This is a genomic window from Pseudomonas campi (assembly GCF_013200955.2).
Taxonomy (GTDB): domain Bacteria; phylum Pseudomonadota; class Gammaproteobacteria; order Pseudomonadales; family Pseudomonadaceae; genus Aquipseudomonas; species Aquipseudomonas campi.
The window spans coordinates 4,336,685-4,355,514 of the sequence record NZ_CP053697.2; the positions used below are offsets into that span (position 1 = coordinate 4,336,685).

At 65.3% G+C, this 18,830-nt stretch carries 19 protein-coding genes; 10 read left to right on the top strand and 9 right to left on the bottom strand.

Features of this window, described 5'->3' with window-relative positions:
* Positions 1-105 precede the first annotated feature (105 nt).
* From HNE05_RS19875 to HNE05_RS19895, 5 genes are all read right to left on the bottom strand, one after another.
* A complete protein-coding gene (locus HNE05_RS19875) occupies positions 106-2,004 on the bottom strand; it encodes a GGDEF domain-containing protein (protein ID WP_173210620.1) in 1,899 nt (632 codons plus the stop codon).
* Entirely contained in the window at positions 2,001-2,879 is an 879-nt protein-coding gene (locus tag HNE05_RS19880; protein WP_420827015.1) for an endonuclease/exonuclease/phosphatase family protein, read from the bottom strand. Before HNE05_RS19880 ends, HNE05_RS19875 begins: the two co-directional genes overlap by 4 nt.
* Positions 2,880-2,892: 13 nt before the next feature.
* Positions 2,893-3,537 (bottom strand): thiol:disulfide interchange protein DsbA/DsbL, encoded by a 645-nt coding sequence (locus HNE05_RS19885; RefSeq protein WP_173210624.1) that lies wholly within the window; start codon positions 3,535-3,537, stop codon positions 2,893-2,895.
* Between the two features lie 142 nt (positions 3,538-3,679).
* Entirely contained in the window at positions 3,680-4,303 is a 624-nt protein-coding gene (locus HNE05_RS19890) for a c-type cytochrome (RefSeq protein ID WP_173210626.1), read from the bottom strand.
* 44 nt (positions 4,304-4,347) lie between these two features.
* Positions 4,348-4,641, bottom strand: coding sequence for a c-type cytochrome (locus tag HNE05_RS19895; protein WP_173210628.1), 294 nt, complete (start codon positions 4,639-4,641; stop codon positions 4,348-4,350).
* A gap of 181 nt (positions 4,642-4,822) precedes the next feature.
* Between HNE05_RS19895 and yihA the strand changes: the two genes are divergently transcribed.
* A complete protein-coding gene (gene yihA / locus HNE05_RS19900) occupies positions 4,823-5,473 on the top strand; it encodes a ribosome biogenesis GTP-binding protein YihA/YsxC (protein WP_173210630.1) in 651 nt (216 codons plus the stop codon).
* A 437-nt stretch (positions 5,474-5,910) separates the two neighbouring features.
* Here the strand turns inward: yihA and polA are convergent, their stop codons facing one another.
* Positions 5,911-8,733 carry a DNA polymerase I gene (gene polA / locus HNE05_RS19905; RefSeq protein ID WP_173210632.1) on the bottom strand — a complete coding sequence of 941 codons (2,823 nt, stop codon included), beginning with the start codon at positions 8,731-8,733 and terminating at the stop codon, positions 5,911-5,913.
* Between the two features lie 74 nt (positions 8,734-8,807).
* On the opposite strand from polA, the gene HNE05_RS19910 reads away from it, so the two are divergent.
* Positions 8,808-9,095: a DUF2782 domain-containing protein gene (locus HNE05_RS19910; protein WP_173210634.1), complete on the top strand. Its 288-nt coding sequence runs from the start codon at positions 8,808-8,810 to the stop codon at positions 9,093-9,095.
* Positions 9,096-9,148: 53 nt separating this feature from the next.
* Entirely contained in the window at positions 9,149-10,099 is a 951-nt protein-coding gene (locus tag HNE05_RS19915; RefSeq protein ID WP_173210636.1) for a homoserine kinase, read from the top strand.
* Between the two features lie 7 nt (positions 10,100-10,106).
* Here the strand turns inward: HNE05_RS19915 and HNE05_RS19920 are convergent, their stop codons facing one another.
* Complete coding sequence (locus HNE05_RS19920) at positions 10,107-11,015, bottom strand: zinc ABC transporter substrate-binding protein (RefSeq protein WP_240008789.1); 909 nt, start codon at positions 11,013-11,015, stop codon at positions 10,107-10,109.
* Positions 11,016-11,078: 63 nt separating this feature from the next.
* Here HNE05_RS19920 and zur point away from each other — a divergent pair, with 63 nt between their 5' ends.
* From zur to HNE05_RS19955, 7 genes are all read left to right on the top strand, one after another.
* Positions 11,079-11,579 carry a zinc uptake transcriptional repressor Zur gene (zur, locus tag HNE05_RS19925; protein ID WP_173210640.1) on the top strand — a complete coding sequence of 167 codons (501 nt, stop codon included), beginning with the start codon at positions 11,079-11,081 and terminating at the stop codon, positions 11,577-11,579.
* The gene (gene znuC / locus HNE05_RS19930; RefSeq protein WP_173210642.1) at positions 11,576-12,367 is read left to right on the top strand and encodes a zinc ABC transporter ATP-binding protein ZnuC; all 792 of its coding nucleotides are present in this window, start codon (positions 11,576-11,578) and stop codon (positions 12,365-12,367) included. Before zur ends, znuC begins: the two co-directional genes overlap by 4 nt.
* Positions 12,367-13,155: a zinc ABC transporter permease subunit ZnuB gene (gene znuB, locus HNE05_RS19935; protein WP_173210644.1), complete on the top strand. Its 789-nt coding sequence runs from the start codon at positions 12,367-12,369 to the stop codon at positions 13,153-13,155. The genes znuC and znuB overlap by 1 nt, the downstream gene beginning before the upstream one ends.
* A gap of 53 nt (positions 13,156-13,208) precedes the next feature.
* A complete protein-coding gene (locus HNE05_RS19940; RefSeq protein WP_173210646.1) occupies positions 13,209-14,210 on the top strand; it encodes a hypothetical protein in 1,002 nt (333 codons plus the stop codon).
* Between the two features lie 350 nt (positions 14,211-14,560).
* On the top strand, positions 14,561-15,568 hold the full coding sequence (locus HNE05_RS19945; RefSeq protein ID WP_173210648.1) for a methionine ABC transporter ATP-binding protein: 1,008 nt from the start codon (positions 14,561-14,563) through the stop codon (positions 15,566-15,568).
* Positions 15,565-16,245, top strand: a complete 681-nt coding sequence (locus HNE05_RS19950) for a methionine ABC transporter permease (RefSeq protein WP_173210650.1) — start codon at positions 15,565-15,567, stop codon at positions 16,243-16,245. The genes HNE05_RS19945 and HNE05_RS19950 overlap by 4 nt, the downstream gene beginning before the upstream one ends.
* Before the next feature lie 103 nt (positions 16,246-16,348).
* Positions 16,349-17,131, top strand: a complete 783-nt coding sequence (locus HNE05_RS19955; protein WP_173210652.1) for a MetQ/NlpA family ABC transporter substrate-binding protein — start codon at positions 16,349-16,351, stop codon at positions 17,129-17,131.
* A gap of 160 nt (positions 17,132-17,291) precedes the next feature.
* Here the strand turns inward: HNE05_RS19955 and HNE05_RS19960 are convergent, their stop codons facing one another.
* Both HNE05_RS19960 and cyoE read right to left on the bottom strand, forming a co-directional pair.
* Positions 17,292-17,927 carry an SCO family protein gene (locus HNE05_RS19960; RefSeq protein WP_173210654.1) on the bottom strand — a complete coding sequence of 212 codons (636 nt, stop codon included), beginning with the start codon at positions 17,925-17,927 and terminating at the stop codon, positions 17,292-17,294.
* A complete protein-coding gene (gene cyoE, locus HNE05_RS19965; RefSeq protein WP_173210656.1) occupies positions 17,924-18,823 on the bottom strand; it encodes a heme o synthase in 900 nt (299 codons plus the stop codon). The genes HNE05_RS19960 and cyoE overlap by 4 nt, the downstream gene beginning before the upstream one ends.
* Between the last annotated feature and the right edge of the window lie 7 nt (positions 18,824-18,830).

Here is an 18,830-nt window from a genome sequence, read left to right on the forward strand (position 1 = left end):
TAGAACGCACCCTTTGCGTAGGGTGCGCCGCGCGCACCAGCGCCCCCGCAGGACCTCTAAGGCACCCGGCGCGGCCTACAGACTCTTAGAGCAGAAGCGGGCTCGTCAGCCCTGCTCGATGCGGTTGCGCCCGCTGCGTTTGGCCCGATACAGCGCCTGGTCGGCACGCTCGAAGACCACTTCACTGCTCTCGCCAGCGGCGAATGCGGTCAGCCCGGCGGACAGGGTGATGGTCACCCGCTCGCCACGGAAGTGAAACGGGCAGTGCTCGATCGCCGAGAGCAAGGTCTGTAACAGCTGTGCGCCACCCTCCAACGGGGTCGCCGGAATCAGCAGGACAAACTCCTCGCCACCGAAGCGGGCAATGAAGTCGGTCTTGCGCAGGCGCTTGTTCAACTCGCCAGCGATGATCTTCAGCACCTTGTCGCCTGCCAGGTGGCCATAGCCATCGTTGATCCGCTTGAAGTGGTCGATGTCCAGCACCGCCAGCAGCAGCTCACCGCCATAACGCTGCCAGCGCGCCACTTCCAGTTCCAGGCGCTCACTCCAGCCGGCGCGGTTGGCCAGCCCGGTGAGCGGGTCGATCAGGGCCTTCTGCCGCTGCTCTTCGAGGTGGTCGCGGAAACTCTGTGCTTCCTGCTCCATCTCTGCCACTTTCTGCGCCAGGGCCTGCAGGCGCTCGGCTACCTCATCCTCATGACCGTCACGCTGGCGCTGATGCTCGGAAACCGTGTTGAGCAAGCCGTCGAGGCGCGCCTCCAGGGCCTGCTTGAGGCTTTCCAGATCCGCCGCCTCCTGCACGCTGGCTTGCAGACCGCTAACCTGTTCACGCAACTCCTGGTTGAAGCTGCGCGCGCTTTCGAGCGACTCGCTGTAGCCCTCGTGGGCTTCGCTAAGGGTGCCGAGAAAGGCTGCCAGGCGCTCGTTGAGCTGCTTGAGGTAACCGGCGAACTCGCGCTGTCCACTGTCGGTGACGGCCAGCACCAGCACGGCCAGATCATCCAGCACCGGCACCAACTCGTACCAGTTCAGGCCACCCTGCATGCGCGCGCGCAGCTCTTCGCCCTGGGGCTGGTGACGCAGCGGCAGCTCCAGCTCATCGAGCAGGCCGAGCAGGCTCTGCGCGACATGCGGCGCCACGGCGCTGTAGCCAGGTTCGGCCGCTTCGGGCAGGGCATAGGCCGGATCATCATCGCCACTGAACACCCGCGCATCCAGCGGCAGACTGTCTAGAGCGGGGGTGGGCCTGGTTACAGCCGGCACAGGTGCGACCGGCTCCGAGCCAACTACAGGGGTCACAACCGCCGTGGCCGCCGCGACCGGCTGGCTGGCTGGCTGCGCCGATGCAGCGGGAGCAGCGGGAGCAGCGGGAGCAGCGGGCTGATCATCCTCGTCCGCCGCCAGGGACTGCGGCAGAGCGACTTCGTCGTGCGCCTCGGCAACTTCACTGCCGGGTGCCGTCTTTTCCGACTCCGGCGCCTCATCGCGCCCACCGAAAAGGCGTTGCAACAGGCCCGGCCGGGCGACCTGATCGCTGCCCAGCACCGCCAGCACCTTCTGTTGCAGGCTGCTCAGCTCTGCCAGCACGGCCGGCATCTCGCGTGGCTGGCTGGCCCGTTCATCGATGCGCTTGGCGAATTGCTTGAGTGCCCGGCGCACCTCACGGGGCAGATCCAGGGTCAGCAACTGCTGGGTCAGATCGGTGATCCCGGCGACGTTCTGCTCGACCCGCTGCTGACGCCGCTGCTCGGAGTCGAGCACGGCCTTTTCCAGACGCGGGATCAGGGCGGACAGGCCGGCATCCATCTGTTCGCCGCGGATGATCTCGCGCAGCTCCTGCATGCACTGGTCGACTGCCTTGTCCGACCCTTCAGCCGCCAGCGAGCTGCGCACCAGGCCGCGGCGCAGCAAATCGAGGCGGGCGTCCCAGCGGCGCTCGAGCTTTTCCTGTTGTTCCAGGCTATCGAGGTATTTGGCTTTCCAGCGCTGGGCATCATCGGTCATGGGGGCGATCCAGTGGTAAGCGTCTTCAGCGTAGTAGGCGGCGCACCGGTCAGCCCGGCCGGCAAGCGAATATCGATGGCAACCGGCAGGTGATCGGAAATCGGCTGGCTGAGCACCGCCACCCGTTCCACGGCCAGACCGGGACTGAGCAGAATATGATCAATACAGCGCTGTGGCCGCCAGCTCGGGAAGGTCGCTTCAATCTGCGGCGCAAGCAGGCCGAGGTCCCGCAGCGGCGAGTGCTGCAGCAGATCAGCTGCATGGGTGTTCATGTCACCCATGAGGATCTGGTGCCGGTAACCACCGATCAGCTCGCGGATATAGGCCAACTGACGGGTGCGGGTACGCGCGCCCAACGCCAGGTGCATCACGACCACCACCAGGGCTTCGGCGCCCTCACCAAAACGCAGCAGGATGGCACCGCGCCCCGGTGGCCCGGGAAGAGGATGGTCTTCCAGCTGCTGCGGCTGCCAGCGACTGAGCATGCCATTGCTGTGCTGGGCCAGGCGACCCAGGTTGCGATTGAGCTGCTGGTACCAGTAGGGGAAGGCGCCGAGTTCGGCGAGGTGCTCGACCTGATTGACGAAGCCGGAGCGCAGGCTGCCGCCATCCACTTCCTGCAGGGCGACCAGGTCGTAGTCAGCAAGCAGGGCACCGATCTTTTGCAGATTACCGGCCCGCCCCGGGTGCGGCAGCAGATGCTGCCAGCCACGGGTCAGGTAGTGGCGGTAACGCTCGGTACTGATACCGACCTGGATATTGAAACTGAGCAGGCGTAACAGCCCGCTGCATGGCAGGCCGGCAGAGTCCAGGCAACGACCGTTGACCTGCGGTTGGTGCAGACCGATCGAACGCCCGGAACTCCAGCGGCGCAGCATGATGAGTTACTCAGCGAGCGGCACGCTCTTTGTCGATAAGGTAATTGGCGACCTGCAGCAGCTGTTTCTCACCACCAGCAGAACGCACATCGAAACGGTATTTGCCGTTGACGATCAGCACCGGTACGCCCGTGATCTGATAGGCCTTGGCCAGTTGCTTGGCCTTGGCCATCTGGCCCTTCACGGCAAAGGAATTGTAGGTGTTGAGGAAGGAGTCGCGATCCACACCCTGCTCGACGAGGAAGTCGGCCATTTCTTCCGGATCCTTCAGTTCCTTGCCTTGCTTGTGGATGGCATCGAACACGGCCTTGTGCACACGCTGCTCGACCTTCATCAGGTCGAGGGTGATGTACAGCTGGCCATGGATATCCCAGGTACGTCCGAACAGGGCCGGTACACGAGTGAAATGGACGTCGGATGGCAGCTTCTCGACCCAGGCATTGAGGGTCGGCTCGAGTTGGTAGCAATGCGGGCAACCGTACCAGAACAGTTCAACCACCTCGATCTTGCCTGGCTGGGAGACCGGGACCGGCTTCTGCAACTCGACATAGTGCTGGCCGGCCTTGACCGGTTCGGCTTCGACCGATTCGGCCTGAACACCAAAACTGAACAGGCTGAGGCTGGCGATAGCAGCACTAAACATCAGGTTACGCATGCATGACTCCTTGGCAAATGGATGCCGCTCGGGGCGGGCCTGGGTTCGACCGGCGGCCCGGGTGCGGGTTCCGGCATTGTAGCGGCGACGCCCATAAAAAAGGGCGGCCGTAGCCACCCTTTTTGCGAGCGTTCATCCGAGCTTAGTGCAGGCCCTGGATGTAGCTGGATACTGCCGCGATATCCTTGTTGCTCAGCTTGGCAGCGATGGCACGCATGATCAGCGTGTCGCCATCGTTGGTGCGGTTGCCTTCGCGGAAGTCGGTCAGCTGCTTGGCCACGTACGCGCCATGCTGGCCACCCAGCTTGGGGTAACCGGCAAGCGCATTGCCCGCGCCGTTTGGCGAGTGGCAACCGGTGCAGGCTGGCATGCCTTCTTCCAGCTTGCCGCCGCGGAACAGTTCGGCACCACGGGCAACCAGCGCCGGATCGGCAGCGCCGACGCTCATGCTCTGGCTGGCGTAGTAGGCCGCGATGTCGGCCAGATCCTGATCGCTGAGGTTGGTCAGCAGGCCGGTCATTTCGACGATCTGGCGCTTGCCGGACTTCACATCCTGCAGCTGCTTGAACAGGTATTTCTCACCCTGGCCAGCCAGTTTCGGGAAGTTCGGGGCGGCGCTGTTGCCGTCAGCCCCGTGGCACGCGCCACACACGGCGGTTTTCGTCTTGCCAGCTTCGGCATCGCCAACGATCGCGGCGCCACCAGCAGCATATGCTGCGGAGGAGAGGCCCAGGCTCAACAGCAGAGTCACGAGTACTTTGTTCATCAGCTAATCCAATAACGGCTAGAGGTAAAAGAGTTTCTGCGGGATTACTCGCTCATCACCTTGATGACGGCCTGGTAGTCCTCTGCAGTGCAGTCCATGCACAAACCACGCGGCGGCATGGCATTCAAACCATTGGTCACGCTGGCTACCAGCGCGTCCATGCCTTTGGCCAGACGCGGCTCCCAGGCTGCCTTGTCGCCACGCTTGGGCGCTATCGGCAATTGTCCATCGTGGCAGGCCGCGCAAGCCTTGGCATATACCGCCTCGGCATCCTGTGCAGCCTGTACATTAGCGGACAGGGCACAAAGTGCCGCTACTGCGATCAATACTTTTTTCATGGGCCAACCTCATCAGGTTGGGAACGATCTGCGTTCTATCGCGCAGCTGATTTGTTCGTTCCCGGAACAACGGACGGGACAAAGCGCACACAAAATCTGCGGCATTATATACTGGCGTCGCTGAAACGGAAGCGACACCATGCCGCGCCTCACGCGGCGCCCGCCCCAACCGGAACCTCCCATGCAACCCAAGAATCCCATCATCGGTCTGTGCCAACAGGCTACGTTCATGATCAGTGCGGCCAAGGTCGACCAGTGCCCGCCAGACGAAGGCTATGAAGTGGCCTTCGCCGGGCGCTCCAACGCCGGCAAGTCGAGTGCGCTGAACACCCTGACCCATGCCAACCTGGCCCGCACCTCGAAGACGCCGGGCCGCACCCAGCTGCTCAACTTCTTCACCCTGGACGAAGAGCGCCGCCTGGTCGACCTGCCCGGTTATGGCTATGCCAAGGTGCCAATTCCGCTCAAACAGCACTGGCAGCGCCACCTGGAAGCCTACCTGAGCAGCCGCGAGAGCTTGGTCGGGCTGATCCTGATGATGGATATCCGCCATCCGTTGACCGAGTTCGACCGCATGATGCTCGACTGGTCAAAGGCCAGCCACATGCGCCTGCACATTCTGCTGACCAAGGCCGACAAGCTGACCTTCGGCGCCGCCAAGAACGCCCTGCTCAAGGTGCGGCAGGATATCCACAAGGGCTGGGGCACAGACGCCAGCATCCAGCTGTTCTCGGCACCCAAGCGCCAGGGCGTCGAAGAGGCGCAGGCGGTGCTGGCGGGTTGGATGGAGCTGATCGAAGATGCCGAGGACGATCAGGAGTCGGCCGAGTAAGAGCCGGCTTGCTGCGCCTGCACGCGGCAAATCGCAGGCAAAAAAAACCCCGGGCTTCGTATGGGGAGGGAAAAGACCGGGGTTCAATTCTGAACCGCTAGGGCGGGGTTCAGAGATCTGCCAACACTAAACACACATAGGAGCATCGAAGGGCTTCGTGCCATTCGTAAATTCTGACCGGTGTTTCAGGCAGATAGTTCAGGCTTTTTTAAACCGCGTTGCGATAAGTAGATAATCGTTAATGCGGAAACGCTTCTAAAAACGAGCCAGCTGCGACTCTATGCCGCAGAGCGCCTGGACCTTGTTGTAGAGCGGGTGCCCACTCGGCAATGAAAACGGTTGCGCAGTTTTTCACCCCACGCGGCGCCTCAGGCACGGCAGGGTGGATAACGCTCTGTTATCCACCAGGGGCCTGCCGGCAGAGGTTGGGCAGGCGCTTAGTGCGCCTCATCCCAGTTGTTGCCCACTCCCGCCTCGACCAGTAACGGCACATCCAGCTCGGCAGCGCCGCTCATCAGCGGCAGCAGACCGGCCTTGAGTGCGTCGATCTGATCCTCGCGCACCTCCAGCACCAGTTCGTCGTGTACCTGCAGGATCACCTTGGCATCCAGGCCGGACTGCGGCAGCCAGGCGTCCACGGCAATCATCGCGCGCTTCATGATGTCTGCCGCGGTGCCCTGCATCGGCGCGTTGATTGCGGTGCGCTCGGCGCCTTTGCGCAGTGACGGGTTCTTCGCGTGGATATCCGGCAGGTACAGGCGGCGGCCGAACAGGGTCTCGACATAACCTTGCTGCGAGGCCTGCTCGCGGGTGCGCTCCATATAGGCCAGCACTCCGGGATAGCGGTGGAAGTACACATCGATATAGGCCTGCGCCTGCTTGCGGTCGCAGCCGATCTGCTTGGCCAGGCCGAAGGCACTCATGCCGTAGATCAGGCCGAAGTTGATCGCCTTGGCGCTGCGCCGCTGGTCGTTGCTCACTTCGTCGAGGGCCACGCCGAACACTTCGGCGGCCGTGGCGCGGTGCACGTCGCGGCCATGGCGGAAGGCATCCAGCAGGCTTTCGTCCTTGGCCAGGTGGGCCATGATGCGTAGCTCGATCTGCGAATAGTCCGCCGCCAGCAGCTTGTAGCCCTTGGGTGCGATAAATGCCTGGCGAATGCGCCGGCCTTCGGCGGTGCGAATCGGGATGTTCTGCAGGTTCGGGTCAGTCGAGGACAGTCGTCCCGTCGCCGCCACCGCCTGGTGGTAACTGGTGTGGATGCGCCCGGTGCGCGGGTTGATCTGCTCCGGCAGGCGATCGGTGTAGGTGCTCTTCAACTTGCTTAAGGAGCGGTACTGCATCAGCACCTTGGGCAGCTCGTAGTCCTGCTCGGCCAGTTCGGCGAGCACCGCTTCGGCGGTGGAGGCCTGGCCGGTGGCGGTCTTGCTGATGATCGGCAGGCCGAGTTTCTCGTAGAGGATCGCACCGAGCTGCTTGGGCGAGCCCAGGTTGAACTCTTCGCCGGCGATGGCGAAGGCCTGGCGCTCCAGCTCGACCAGGCGCTCGCCCAGTTCGACGCTGTGCTGGCCGAGCAGCTTGGCGTCGACCAGCGCGCCCTGGCGTTCGATGCGTGCCAGCACCGGCACCAGCGGCATCTCGATCTCCTGCAGCACCTTGGCCAGCGTTGGCGTTTCCTGCAGCTTGGCCCACAGCGTCTGGTGCAGGCGCAGGGTCACGTCGGCGTCTTCAGCTGCGTAGGGCCCGGCCTGCTCCAAGGCGATCTGGTCAAACGTCAGCTGCTTGGCACCCTTGCCGGCAATGTCCTCGAAACGGATGGTGCTGTGGTCGAGGTACTTCAGCGCCAGGCTGTCCATATCGTGGCGGGTGGCGGTGGAATCCAGCACATAGGATTCGAGCATGGTGTCGAAGGCCACGCCCTGCACCAGGATCGGCGTCGAGGCATTGGCCAGCACGTTCATGTCGTACTTGGCGTGCTGGCCGACCTTGGCCTTGGCCGGGTCTTCCAGCAGCGGCTTGAGCGCACGCAGTACCGCGTCGCGATCCAGCTGCGCCGGCACGCCCATGTAGGAGTGCGCCAGCGGCACATAGGCCGCCTCGCCAGCGCTGACGGCGAAGGACACGCCGACCACCTGGGCCTGCTGCGGGTCGAGGCTGGTGGTTTCGGTATCGAAGGCGATCAGCTCGGCCTGCTCCAGCTTCTGCAGCCAGGCATCGAACTGCGCCTGTTCCAGCACGGTTTCGTAGCGCGATTCGCTGGCGGCGGCCTGCTCTTGTGGTTGCTCCTCGACTTCAGTGGCGGCCGGTTCAGGCTCATCGAACAGCCCGCCGCTGCTCACCACCGGCTTGGCCGCAGCCTTGGGCGCCGGTTTGCTGCGCGCCTGCTCGCGCTGCAGCTCATCCAGCCAGCTCCTGAACTCCAGTTCGGTATAGAGAGTGGTCAGAGCCTCGCGATCCGGCTCGCCCGGATGCAGATCGTCGACGCCGACATTCAGCTCGACGTCCAGCTTGATGGTCGCCAGCTGGTAGGACAGGAAGGCCATGTCCTTGTGCTCGGCGAGCTTGGCCGGCAGGGTTTTGGCCCCGCGAATCGGCAATTCCGGCACCTTGTCGAGGTTGGCGTAGAGCACGTCGAGGCCGCCACCGACGCCGACCAGCAGGCCCAGCGCGGTCTTCTCGCCGACGCCCGGCACGCCGGGAATGTTGTCGACCTTGTCGCCCATCAGCGCCAGGTAGTCGATGATCAGCTCCGGGCCGACGCCGAACTTGGTCTTCACCCCTTCGATGTCATACACGCTGCCGGTCATGGTGTTGACCAGGGTCACGTGCTGGCAGACCAGCTGAGCCATGTCCTTGTCGCCGGTGGAGATCACCACGTCGCGGCCCAGGGCCGCGGTCTGCCGGGCCAGGGTGCCGATTACGTCGTCGGCCTCGACCCCTTCGACGCACAGCAGCGGGTAACCGAGGGCGCGCACGGCCGCATGCAGCGGCTCGACCTGGCCGCGCAGCTCGTCCGGCATCGGCGGGCGGTTGGCCTTGTACTCGGCGAACATGGCATCGCGGAAGGTGCCGCCCTTGGCGTCGAAAACCACCGCGAAGGGGCTGTGCGGATACTGTTTGCGCAAGCTCTTGAGCATGTTCAACACGCCCTTTACCGCGCCGGTCTGCAGGCCCTTGGAAGTGGCCAGCGGCGGCAGGGCATGGAAGGCGCGGTACAGATAAGAAGAACCGTCGACCAGAACCAGAGGGGCGTTAGACATGCGCAGGATCAACCTTTTCCTGAGGGTCGGGGGTAAACTGAACCGACCATTGACGACAAAGGGACAAGGTTACCATGCGCGTACTCAACCGCCTGTTGCTCACCAGCCTGCTGGCCATCAGCCCGCTGTATGCCATCGCCGCCGACGATGCGCCGAGCGCCGATCCGGACGTGACCATCCGCCAGGATGGCGACAAGACCATCACCGAATACCGGCAGAACGGTTTCCTCTATGCCATCAAGGTCACCCCGAAAGGCGGCAAGCCCTACTTTCTGGTGCGTGCCGACGGCAGCGAAGGCAACTTCATCCGCTCCGACCAGCCGGACATGCTGATTCCCGCCTGGGAAATCTTTAAGTGGTAAACCACCGGGCAACCGGCCAACCGCCTGCCCCCTGATAAACGGACGCACACGCCATGTCGGTCTTCACCCCCCTGGAACGCCACGAACTGGAAGCCTTTCTCGCGCCCTATGGGCTGGGGCGGCTGAAGGACTTCCAGGGCATCAGTGCCGGCACCGAGAACAGCAACTTCTTCGTCAGCCTGGAAGGGGGCGAATATGTGCTGACCCTGGTCGAGCGTGGCCCACGGGCCGACATGCCGTTCTTCATCGAGCTGCTCGCGCGCCTGCACCAGGCCGGCCTGCCGGTGCCCTACGCGGTGCCGATGCAAAACGGCGAAGCCCTGGGCGAGCTGGCGGAAAAACCGGCGATCCTGCAGCCGCGCCTGGCAGGCAAGCACATCAGCCAGCCCAACGCGCACCACTGCGCGGAGATCGGCAGCTGGCTGGCGCGTCTGCACCTAGCCACCCGCGACAGCATCCTCGAACGGCGCAGCGACCGCGGTCTCGACTGGATGCTCGAAGAAGGCCCGATGCTAGCCCTGGAGCTGCACGACGAGCAGGTGCCGTTGCTGCGTGACAGCCTGCACGAAGTAGCCGAGCTGAAGGCGCGCATCCTCGCCCTGCCGCGCGCCAACCTGCACGCCGACCTGTTCCGCGACAACGCGCTGTTCGACGGCAACCAGCTGGCCGGGGTGATCGACTTCTACAACGCCTGTTCGGGGCCGATGCTCTACGACCTGGCGATCACCCTCAATGACTGGTGCTCGCAGGCCGACGACAGCCTCGACCTGCCGCGCGCCCGCGCCCTGCTCGGCGCCTACGCCGCGCTACGGCCATTCACCCGCAGCGAAGCCGAGCTGTGGCCGGCCATGCTGCGCATCGCCTGCCTGCGCTTCTGGCTGTCACGCCTGATCGCCGCGCGGCGCTTCCAGGGCCGTGATGTGCTGGTCAAGGATCCCGGCGAGTTCCAACGCCGTCTGGCGCAGCGGCAGCAGGTGGCCCTGACTCTACCGTTCGCCCTCTGAGCTGTTCCTACAGGCTTTCCAGACAGTCGGCCAACTCGTTGGCCAAGTCTTCCAGCAACTGCTCGTAGCTCTGTGCCTCGGCGCCCAGCGCATCCATTTCCGCCAGTTTGACCGGCAGACCGGCGCTCAGGGTTTGCGCCAGGCGCGGGCGCAGCGGCGGCTCGCTGAACACGCAGCTCGGCCCGGCCGCCTGCAGGCGCTCACGCATCGCCGCCACGTGCCGTGCACCCGGCTGCACTTCGGCGGCCACGCTGAACACGCCGGCGTGCTTGAGGCCATAGGCGGCCTCGAAGTAATCGTAGGCCTCGTGGAAGACGAAGTAGGGCTTGTCGGCCACCTTGCTCAGGCGCGCGTGCAGACGCTGGTCGAGGACGTCCAGGCGCGCCTCGAAGGCCGCCAGGTTGCTCTGGTAGCGCGGCGCATTGCCCGGGTCGGCCTGGGCCAGGTCGGCAGCCATCTTCGCCGCTATCACCTTGGCGTTGTGCGGCAGCAGCCAGAGGTGGGCGTCCAGCGTGCCGGGGCGATGATCGTGGTCGTGCTCGTCGTGGGCCTGCTCATCGTGGCCGTGCTCGTCGCTCTCTAGCTTGGAAAAGTGGCGCAGCTGCAGGCCGGGCAAGTCCTGCAGCGCCACGCTCGGCAGGCTGCGCGCCTGCAGTACACGCGGCAGGAAGCTCTCCATGTCCGGGCCGATCCAGTACAGCAGGGTCACGCTCTGCACCCGCCGCACATCCGACGGGCGCAGGGCGAAATGGTGCGGCGAGGCACCCGGCGGCAGCAGCACGGCGGGCGGGCCGACACCCTCCTGCACCGCGGCGGCGATCAGCTGCAACGGCTTGATGCTGGTCAGCAGCTGCACTTCAGCGCGGGCGCAGAGGGAAAACAGGCACAGCAGGGCAACCACGGAAAGACGCAACACGACGGCAAGACTCGGCAGGCAAAGAGTTATAGAATAACGTCTCTTCACCCGGACGTCCTCGTCATGTTCAAACCACACACCGCCAACACGCCCCTGGCCTGCCTGCCACACGACCATTCGCACTGCGTCAGCAGCGCCCTGGCCGAGGCCGATGCGCTCTGCGCCAAGCAGGGCGTGCGCCTGACCGCCCTGCGCAAGCGCGTGCTGGAGCTGGTCTGGGCCAGCCACAAGCCACTCGGCGCCTACGACATCCTCGGCGTGCTGAGCGAGACCGATGGCCGGCGCGCCGCACCGCCAACCGTGTATCGGGCGCTGGATTTCCTCCAGGAAAACGGCCTGGTGCACCGCATCGCATCGCTCAACGCCTTTATCGGCTGCGTGCGGCCGGAACATGCGCACCAGGGCCAGTTCCTCATCTGCCGTAATTGTCATACCGCCATCGAGCTGGAGCTGCCGAGCATCAGCCAGGCGATTGTCGCCGGCGCCAAAGCAGTGGGCTTCGCAGTGGAAAGCCAGACCGTGGAAATCGTCGGCCTGTGCGCCAGTTGCCGGGAGGCGGCATGAGCGAGGTGCTGGTCCAGCTCGATGGCGTCGGCGTCGGCTTCGCCGGGCAGCGCGTGCTGCAGGATGTGCAGCTGACCGTGCGCGCCGGCGAGATCGTCACCCTGATCGGCCCCAACGGCGCCGGCAAGACCACCCTGGTGCGCGCCGTGCTCGGCCTGCTCAAGCCCGACAGCGGCCGCGTGCAGCGCAAGCCGCGCCTGCGCATCGGCTACATGCCACAGAAACTGCATGTCGACCCGACCCTGCCACTCTCGGTGTTGCGCTTCCTGCGCCTGGTGCCAGGCGTCGACCGCACCGCGGCGCAGGCGGCGCTGGCTGAGGTCGGTGCCGAACAGGTGATCGACAGCCCGCTGCAGGGCATTTCCGGCGGCGAACTGCAGCGCGTGCTGCTGGCCCGCGCCCTGCTGCGCGAGCCGCAGCTGCTGGTACTCGACGAACCGGTACAGGGCGTCGACGTAGCCGGCCAGGCCGAGCTGTACCGCCTGATCACCCAGCTGCGCGACCGCCACGGCTGCGGCGTGCTGATGGTCTCCCACGACCTGCACCTGGTGATGAGCACCACCGACCAGGTGGTCTGCCTGAATCGCCACGTGTGCTGCTCCGGCCACCCGGAGCAGGTCAGCAACGATCCGGTGTTCGTCGAGATGTTCGGCCAGGACGCCAAGAGCCTGGCCATCTACCACCACCACCACGACCACAGCCACGACCTGCATGGCGCGGTGGTCGATCAACCCGGCCTGACCATCCACGGCCCGGCCCATGTCCACGGTCCAGGTTGTAACCACTGATGCCCGATTTTCTCCTCAATGCATTACTCGCCGCCCTGGCCCTGGCCCTGGTCGCCGGCCCGCTGGGTTCCTTCGTGGTCTGGCGGCGCATGGCCTATTTCGGCGATACCTTGTCGCATGCCGCCCTGCTCGGCGTGGCCCTCGGCCTGCTGCTGGACGTCAGCCCGACCCTGGCGGTGACCGCCGGCTGCCTGCTGCTGGCCGTGCTGCTGGTGACCCTGCAGCAGCGCCAGCCGCTGGCCTCGGACACCTTGCTGGGCATCCTCGCGCCGACCACCCTGTCGTTAGGGCTCGTCGTCCTGAGCTTTATGGACGAGGTGCGCATCGACCTGATGGCCTATCTGTTCGGTGACCTGCTGGCCGTCGGTCCCAGCGATCTGGCCTGGATCATCGGCGGCGCCGTGCTGGTCCTGGCCCTGCTCGTGCCGCTGTGGCGCCAGCTGCTGGCGATCACCGTGCATGAAGAACTGGCGCGGGTCGAAGGCCTGCCCGTGGCGGCCCTGCGTCTGGCCCTGATGCTGCTGATCGCGGTGGTGATCGCGGTGGCGATGAAGATCGTCGGGGTGCTGCTGATCACCTCGCTGCTGATCATTCCGGCGGCCGCCGCCCAGCGCCATGCGCGCACCCCGGAGCAGATGGCCGTGGGCGCCAGTGTGCTCGGCATGCTCGCGGTAGGCGCGGGCTTGAGCCTTTCCTGGTATCAGGACACACCGGCCGGGCCGTCGATTGTGGTGTCTGCCGCAGGCTTCTTTCTGTTGAGCTTTGTGCTGCCGCGCCGAGCCCGCTAGTATTGGGCGTTTTTTGCTCAGACCAAAACGCCACAAAACCAACGGGTCACATAATGAACAATGGAACGTATCGCTATCTCGCCGCGCTCGGCCTCGGCCTGCTGCTGGGCGAAGCCCGTGCCGAATACTGGACTGTGGATGAACTGGTGAAGGACTTCAGCCAGGTCTCCGCGCAGATCACCCGCGGCGAGTTGCAGGCGGCCGAATCCGGGCTGGAAGCCCTGCGTCAGCGTACCGCCAGCAACGATGTGCGCATCGACCAGTACCAGCGCGAGCTGGCCAGCGCCTACCTGCAACAGGGTCGCCAGCAATTGCAGGCCGGCGATGCCGCCGCGGCCAATGCGACCCTGAGCCAGGGCGAGCGCCATCTGAATGCCGCGTCTCCGGCGCTGCGCCAGGAATACCAGGCCAGCCTGACCGCCAGCGCTACCCAGGGCGGTGCCAAGCCGGCACCGCTCGCCGCGGCCAAGCCGAAAGCCGAACCGAAAGCCGAGCCCGCCAAGGTCGCGACCAAACCGGCAGTCGTTGCCGTTACCGAGGACTCCGCCGAGCGCCGCGAGAGCGTCGAACGGCGTCTGCAGGAAGCTGAGGCGATCATCGCCAAGAAGGAGGCCGCGCGCGCTCGCCAGCAGCAATTGGCCGAGGAACAGGCCGCCGCCGAGCGCGAGGCCCGTGCCTTGCAGGCCGCTGCCGAGCCGGTTCAGCCGGCACCGGCAGTCGCCAAGGTCGAACCCGCCAAGCCCGCCGTGGCCGCCACCCCGCGCGCGCGCCTGATCGATCCGGCCGCCGCCAGCAGCAGCGTAGCCATGCCGATGCTCGACGCCAACGACCGCGACGGCCTGCGCACCCTGCTCGACGCCGTGGCCGCCGACGTGGTCGCCTTCGATTGCGCGGTACGCCTGCAAGTGCGCGAGGCCAAGGACTACCCCTTCGTCGCCGCGCTGCTCTCGGCACGCATCAAGAAGCTCGAACCCGGCTTCAACCCGCAGTTCTCCCCGGTGCTCAAGCCGGATCAGGAGCCGCGGCTGGTGCTGAGCCCGCAAAGCAACAGCTGACCCCCATCGGCGCGGCTGCGCGTCGGCCATGCGTCGTTGGGCAAGGGCCTCGGGTGCTCATTTACAGCTCGTAAACTCCGCGCCCTCGGCCCTTGCCCGCCTAGCCTGGCTCTAGCTCGCGAGCGCCGGAGCATCCCGTAGGGCGGGTGTAACCCGCGAGCCAGATACGCGGGTTGCACCCGCCCTGCGTGCTTATGCCTGTGCATAAGCTATTCAGGCCAATAAAGACTAAGAACGCATAAACAAACCGGCTAAAATGCGCGGCTTTCGGCTAACCGCCTAGGCTAGAAGGAGTCGCCGCGCCCATCGGATGGCGGCAGTCACTCCCACGTACCCACAAGGTTCGCTCCGTGATCGAGTTCCACCACGTCAACAAGACCTACCAGGTCGCCGGGCGCGCCGTGCCCGCCTTGCAGCCCACCGACCTGCGCATCGAAACCGGCCAGGTGTTCGGCCTGATTGGTCATTCCGGTGCTGGCAAAAGCACCCTGTTGCGCCTGATCAACCGCCTGGAAGAACCCAGCGGCGGCCGCATCACGGTCGACGGCGAGGAAGTCACCGCGCTCGACGCCAACGGCCTGCGCCGCTTCCGCCAGCAGGTCGGGATGATTTTCCAGCACTTCAACCTGCTGTCGTCGAAGACCGTCGCCGCCAACGTCGCCATGCCCCTCCAACTGGCCGGCGAGCTGAGCCGTGACGCGATCGCCCAACGGGTTGCCGAGTTGCTGGCCCGCGTCGGCCTCAGCGAGCACGCCAACAAGTACCCGGCGCAGCTTTCCGGCGGACAGAAGCAGCGCGTCGGCATCGCCCGTGCCCTGGCCACCCGGCCGAAGATCCTGCTGTGCGACGAGGCCACCAGCGCCCTCGATCCGCAGACCACCGCCTCGGTGCTGCAGCTGCTGGCCGAAATCAACCGCGAGCTGGGCCTGACCATCGTGCTGATCACCCACGAGATGGACGTGATCCGCCGCGTGTGCGACCAGGTGGCGGTGATGGACGGCGGGCAGATCGTCGAACAGGGCCCGGTGGCCCAGGTGTTCCTGCATCCGCAGCACGCCACCACCAAGCGCTTCGTCCAGGAAGACGAGCACATCGACGAAAACGAGCAGCGCGACGACTTCGCCCATGTGCAGGGCCGTATCCTGCGGCTGACCTTCCAGGGCGAGGCCACCTACGCGCCGCTGCTGGGCACCGTGGCGCGCGAGACCGGGGTGGATTACAGCATCCTTGCTGGGCGTATCGACCGCATCAAGGACAGCCCCTATGGCCAGCTGACCCTGGCCCTCACCGGCGGCGACATCGACGCCGCGCTGGCGCGCTTCCAGGCCGCCGACGTGCACCTGGAGGTGCTGCGATGATCGAGTCCCTGCTGGCCAGCTGGCTGCCCAATGTCGACTGGCAGGAGATCGGCTACGCCAGCCTCGACACCCTCAACATGCTCGGCGGCTCGCTGCTGTTCACCGTGTTGCTTGGCCTGCCGCTGGGCGTGCTGCTGTTCCTCACCGGGCCGCGGCAGATGTTCGAGCAGCGCGCGCTGTACGCGGTGCTGTCGCTGCTGGTCAACGTGCTGCGTTCGGTGCCGTTCGTGATCCTGCTGATCCTGATGATTCCGTTGACCTTGCTGATCACCGGCACCTCGCTGGGCGTCGCCGGCGCCATCCCGCCGCTGGTGGTCGGCGCCACGCCGTTCTTCGCCCGCCTGGTGGAAACCGCCCTGCGCGAAGTCGACCGCGGCATCATCGAGGCGACCCAGGCGATGGGCGCGACCACCCTGCAGATCATCTTCCGCGCCCTGTTGCCGGAAGCGTTGCCGGGGCTAATCGCCGCCGCCACCGTGACCGCCATTACCCTGGTCTCCTACACCGCCATGAGCGGGTTGATCGGCGGCGGCGGTCTCGGCGACCTGGCCGTGCGCTATGGCTACCAGCGCTACCAGCCGGACGTGATGGCGGTCACCGTGATCCTTCTGCTGGTGCTGGTGCAGGTGCTGCAGACCGTCGGCGACAAGCTGGTGGTGCATTTTTCTAGGAAATAAAAAGCTCGCGCAAGTAACTGACTGAATTCGCCCTACCCCATAGAACAGCGGGCGACCCGTTACCCACGGGACCCCGCGCCAAAATCCCACAAGGAGCTGAACCATGAAAAAACTGCTGACTGCCCTGGCCGCCGCGGCCGCCCTGACCAGCGCTGCCGCCCAGGCCGCCGACACCCTGCGCGTCGCCGCTACCGCCGTGCCGCACGCGGAGATCCTCGAGTTCGTCAAACCGGCCCTGGCCAAGGACGGCGTCGACCTGCAGGTGAAAGTCTTCACCGACTACGTGCAGCCCAACGTGCAGGTGGCCGAAGAGCGCCTGGACGCCAACTTCTTTCAGCACCAGCCGTACCTGGATGAATTCAACGCCTCGCGCGGCACTAAGCTCGTGAGCATCGCCGGCGTGCATGTCGAACCCTTCGGCGCCTACTCGAGCAAGATCAAGACCCTCGCCGAGCTGCCGCAAGGCGCCCAGGTGGTGATCCCCAACGACGCCACCAACGGCGGCCGTGCCCTGCTGCTGCTGCAAAAAGCGGGCGTGATCAAGCTGAAAGACGGCGCCGGCATCACTGCCACCGTCAAGGACATCGCCGAGAACCCCAAGGCGATCAAGGTGCGTGAGCTGGAAGCGGCCACCCTGCCGCGCGTGCTGGCCCAGGTCGACCTGGCGCTGATCAACACCAACTACGCCCTGGAAGCCGGCCTCAATCCGACCCAGGATGCCTTGGTGATCGAAGGCAGCGACTCGCCTTACGTCAACATCCTGGTGGTGCGTGAAGCCAGCAAGAACGACGCGGCCCTGCAGAAGCTGGCCAAGGCGCTGCACAGCGCCGAAGTCAAAGCCTTCATCGCCGAGAAGTACCAAGGCGCGGTAGTGCCGGCGTTCTGATCGCCAGCCAGCCGCCCAGCAAAAAGCCCGCTCATTAGCGGGCTTTTTCTTGCTTTGGTTTTCGTAGGGTGGATGACGCTTTGTTCATCCACCATCAGGCCGCCACGGTGGATGGATGGAGCGTCATCCACCCTACGTTTCAGCCCAGTCCGGGCTACGGCTATTTCACGCCGAGCAGGCCCGGTAGCTGTGCCGCCAGCTTGTCGTTGTTCAGCGGCGCGCGGATAAAGCCGCGCTGGGTGCCATCCGGGCCGATGATCACCAGGTTGCCGCTGTGGTCGACGGTGTAGTTTTCCTTGCTGGTGTCGGCCGGGATATAGGGAATGCTCACCGCGCCGGCCAGCTTCTGCAGATCCTCCTGGGCACCGGTCAGGCCCATGAAGGCTGGGTCGAAGAAGCCGAGGTATTTCTTCAGCTGCTCGGGGTTGTCACGCTGCGGATCGACCGTCACCAGCACCACGCGCAGCTGGGCCTGGGTCTCGGCCGGCAGCATGCCCTTGAGCTGGCGCAGCTGCGCCAGGGTGGCCGGGCAGATATCCGGGCAGAAGGTGTAGCCGAAGAACAGCAGGCTCCACTGGCCCTTGAGCTGGTCCACGGCCTGCGCCTGGCCATCCTGGTTGGTCAGCGACAAATCCGGCAGGCTGCGGCTCTGCGGCAGCAGGACGATGCCGGCGTCGAGCAGGGCCACCTTGTCGGTGCCGTCGCCCTTGCTGTTGAGCACCTTGTTGACGGTAAGGCCGAGCACCAGGGCAACAGCGGCGACGAGGACAAACAGGGTTTTCTGCGTTCGGGTCATAGATTCAGCAACAGGTAATGGTCAGCGAGGAGGGCAATAAACAGCAGGAACAGGTACCAGATACTGTACTTGAAGGTGTTGATCGCCGCGTGCGGTCGGCTGTCACGGTACAGCACCACGGCCCAGAACATAAAGCGCCCGCCGAGCAGCACAGCGCAGGCCAGATAGAGCAGCCCGCTCATGTGGATGGCATAGGGCAGCAGGGTCACGGCGATCATCACCGCGGTGTACAGCAGGATGTGCACCTTGGTGTAGTGCTCGCCATGGGTCACCGGCAGCATGGGGATGTCGGCCTTGGCGTATTCCTCCTTGCGGTGGATGGCCAGGGCCCAGAAGTGCGGCGGCGTCCAAGCGAAGATGATCAGCACCAGCAGCAGCGGCTCGGCGCTGATATGCCCGGTGACCGCGACCCAGCCAAGCAGTGGCGGCGCGGCGCCGGCCAGGCCGCCGATGACGATGTTCTGCGGTGTGGCGCGCTTGAGAAAGCCGGTGTAGAGCACCGCGTAGCCGAGCAGCGAGGCCAGGGTCAGCCAGGCCGCCAGCTCGTTGGTGAAAGTCAGCAGCAGGGCCATGCCCGCCACCGCCAGCAGCAGGGCAAAGCCCAGCGCCGCCACCGGCGACAGGCGCCCGGCGGTGACCGGACGCTTGTGCGTGCGCGCCATGATCGAGTCGATGCGCCGGTCGACCACATGGTTGACCGCCGCCGCCGCGCCGGCACACAGGCCGATGCCGAGGTTGCCGAACACCAGCACCTGCCAGGCTACGCCGGCACGGGTGGCGAGGAACATGCCGACCAAGGATGTGATCAGCATCAGCAGCACTACGCGCGGCTTGGTCAGTTCCAGGTAGTCACGCCAGCTGGCGTGCTCCTGGCGGGTTTGCAGCAGAGTAGCCATGGGGGTC

Excerpts from the sequence above, each read along its gene's own strand:
- HNE05_RS19875 (WP_173210620.1), bottom strand. The coding sequence starts at position 2,004 with ATGACCGATGATGCCCAGCGCTGGAAAGCCAAATACCTCGATAGCCTG.
- HNE05_RS19885 (WP_173210624.1), bottom strand. The coding sequence starts at position 3,537 with ATGCGTAACCTGATGTTTAGTGCTGCTATCGCCAGCCTCAGCCTGTTC.
- HNE05_RS19890 (WP_173210626.1), bottom strand. The coding sequence starts at position 4,303 with ATGAACAAAGTACTCGTGACTCTGCTGTTGAGCCTGGGCCTCTCCTCC.
- HNE05_RS19895 (WP_173210628.1), bottom strand. The coding sequence starts at position 4,641 with ATGAAAAAAGTATTGATCGCAGTAGCGGCACTTTGTGCCCTGTCCGCT.
- yihA (WP_173210630.1), top strand. The coding sequence starts at position 4,823 with ATGCAACCCAAGAATCCCATCATCGGTCTGTGCCAACAGGCTACGTTC.
- polA (WP_173210632.1), bottom strand. The coding sequence starts at position 8,733 with ATGTCTAACGCCCCTCTGGTTCTGGTCGACGGTTCTTCTTATCTGTAC.
- HNE05_RS19910 (WP_173210634.1), top strand. The coding sequence starts at position 8,808 with ATGCGCGTACTCAACCGCCTGTTGCTCACCAGCCTGCTGGCCATCAGC.
- HNE05_RS19915 (WP_173210636.1), top strand. The coding sequence starts at position 9,149 with ATGTCGGTCTTCACCCCCCTGGAACGCCACGAACTGGAAGCCTTTCTC.
- zur (WP_173210640.1), top strand. The coding sequence starts at position 11,079 with ATGTTCAAACCACACACCGCCAACACGCCCCTGGCCTGCCTGCCACAC.
- znuC (WP_173210642.1), top strand. The coding sequence starts at position 11,576 with ATGAGCGAGGTGCTGGTCCAGCTCGATGGCGTCGGCGTCGGCTTCGCC.
- znuB (WP_173210644.1), top strand. The coding sequence starts at position 12,367 with ATGCCCGATTTTCTCCTCAATGCATTACTCGCCGCCCTGGCCCTGGCC.
- HNE05_RS19940 (WP_173210646.1), top strand. The coding sequence starts at position 13,209 with ATGAACAATGGAACGTATCGCTATCTCGCCGCGCTCGGCCTCGGCCTG.
- HNE05_RS19950 (WP_173210650.1), top strand. The coding sequence starts at position 15,565 with ATGATCGAGTCCCTGCTGGCCAGCTGGCTGCCCAATGTCGACTGGCAG.
- HNE05_RS19955 (WP_173210652.1), top strand. The coding sequence starts at position 16,349 with ATGAAAAAACTGCTGACTGCCCTGGCCGCCGCGGCCGCCCTGACCAGC.
- HNE05_RS19960 (WP_173210654.1), bottom strand. The coding sequence starts at position 17,927 with ATGACCCGAACGCAGAAAACCCTGTTTGTCCTCGTCGCCGCTGTTGCC.
- cyoE (WP_173210656.1), bottom strand. The coding sequence starts at position 18,823 with ATGGCTACTCTGCTGCAAACCCGCCAGGAGCACGCCAGCTGGCGTGAC.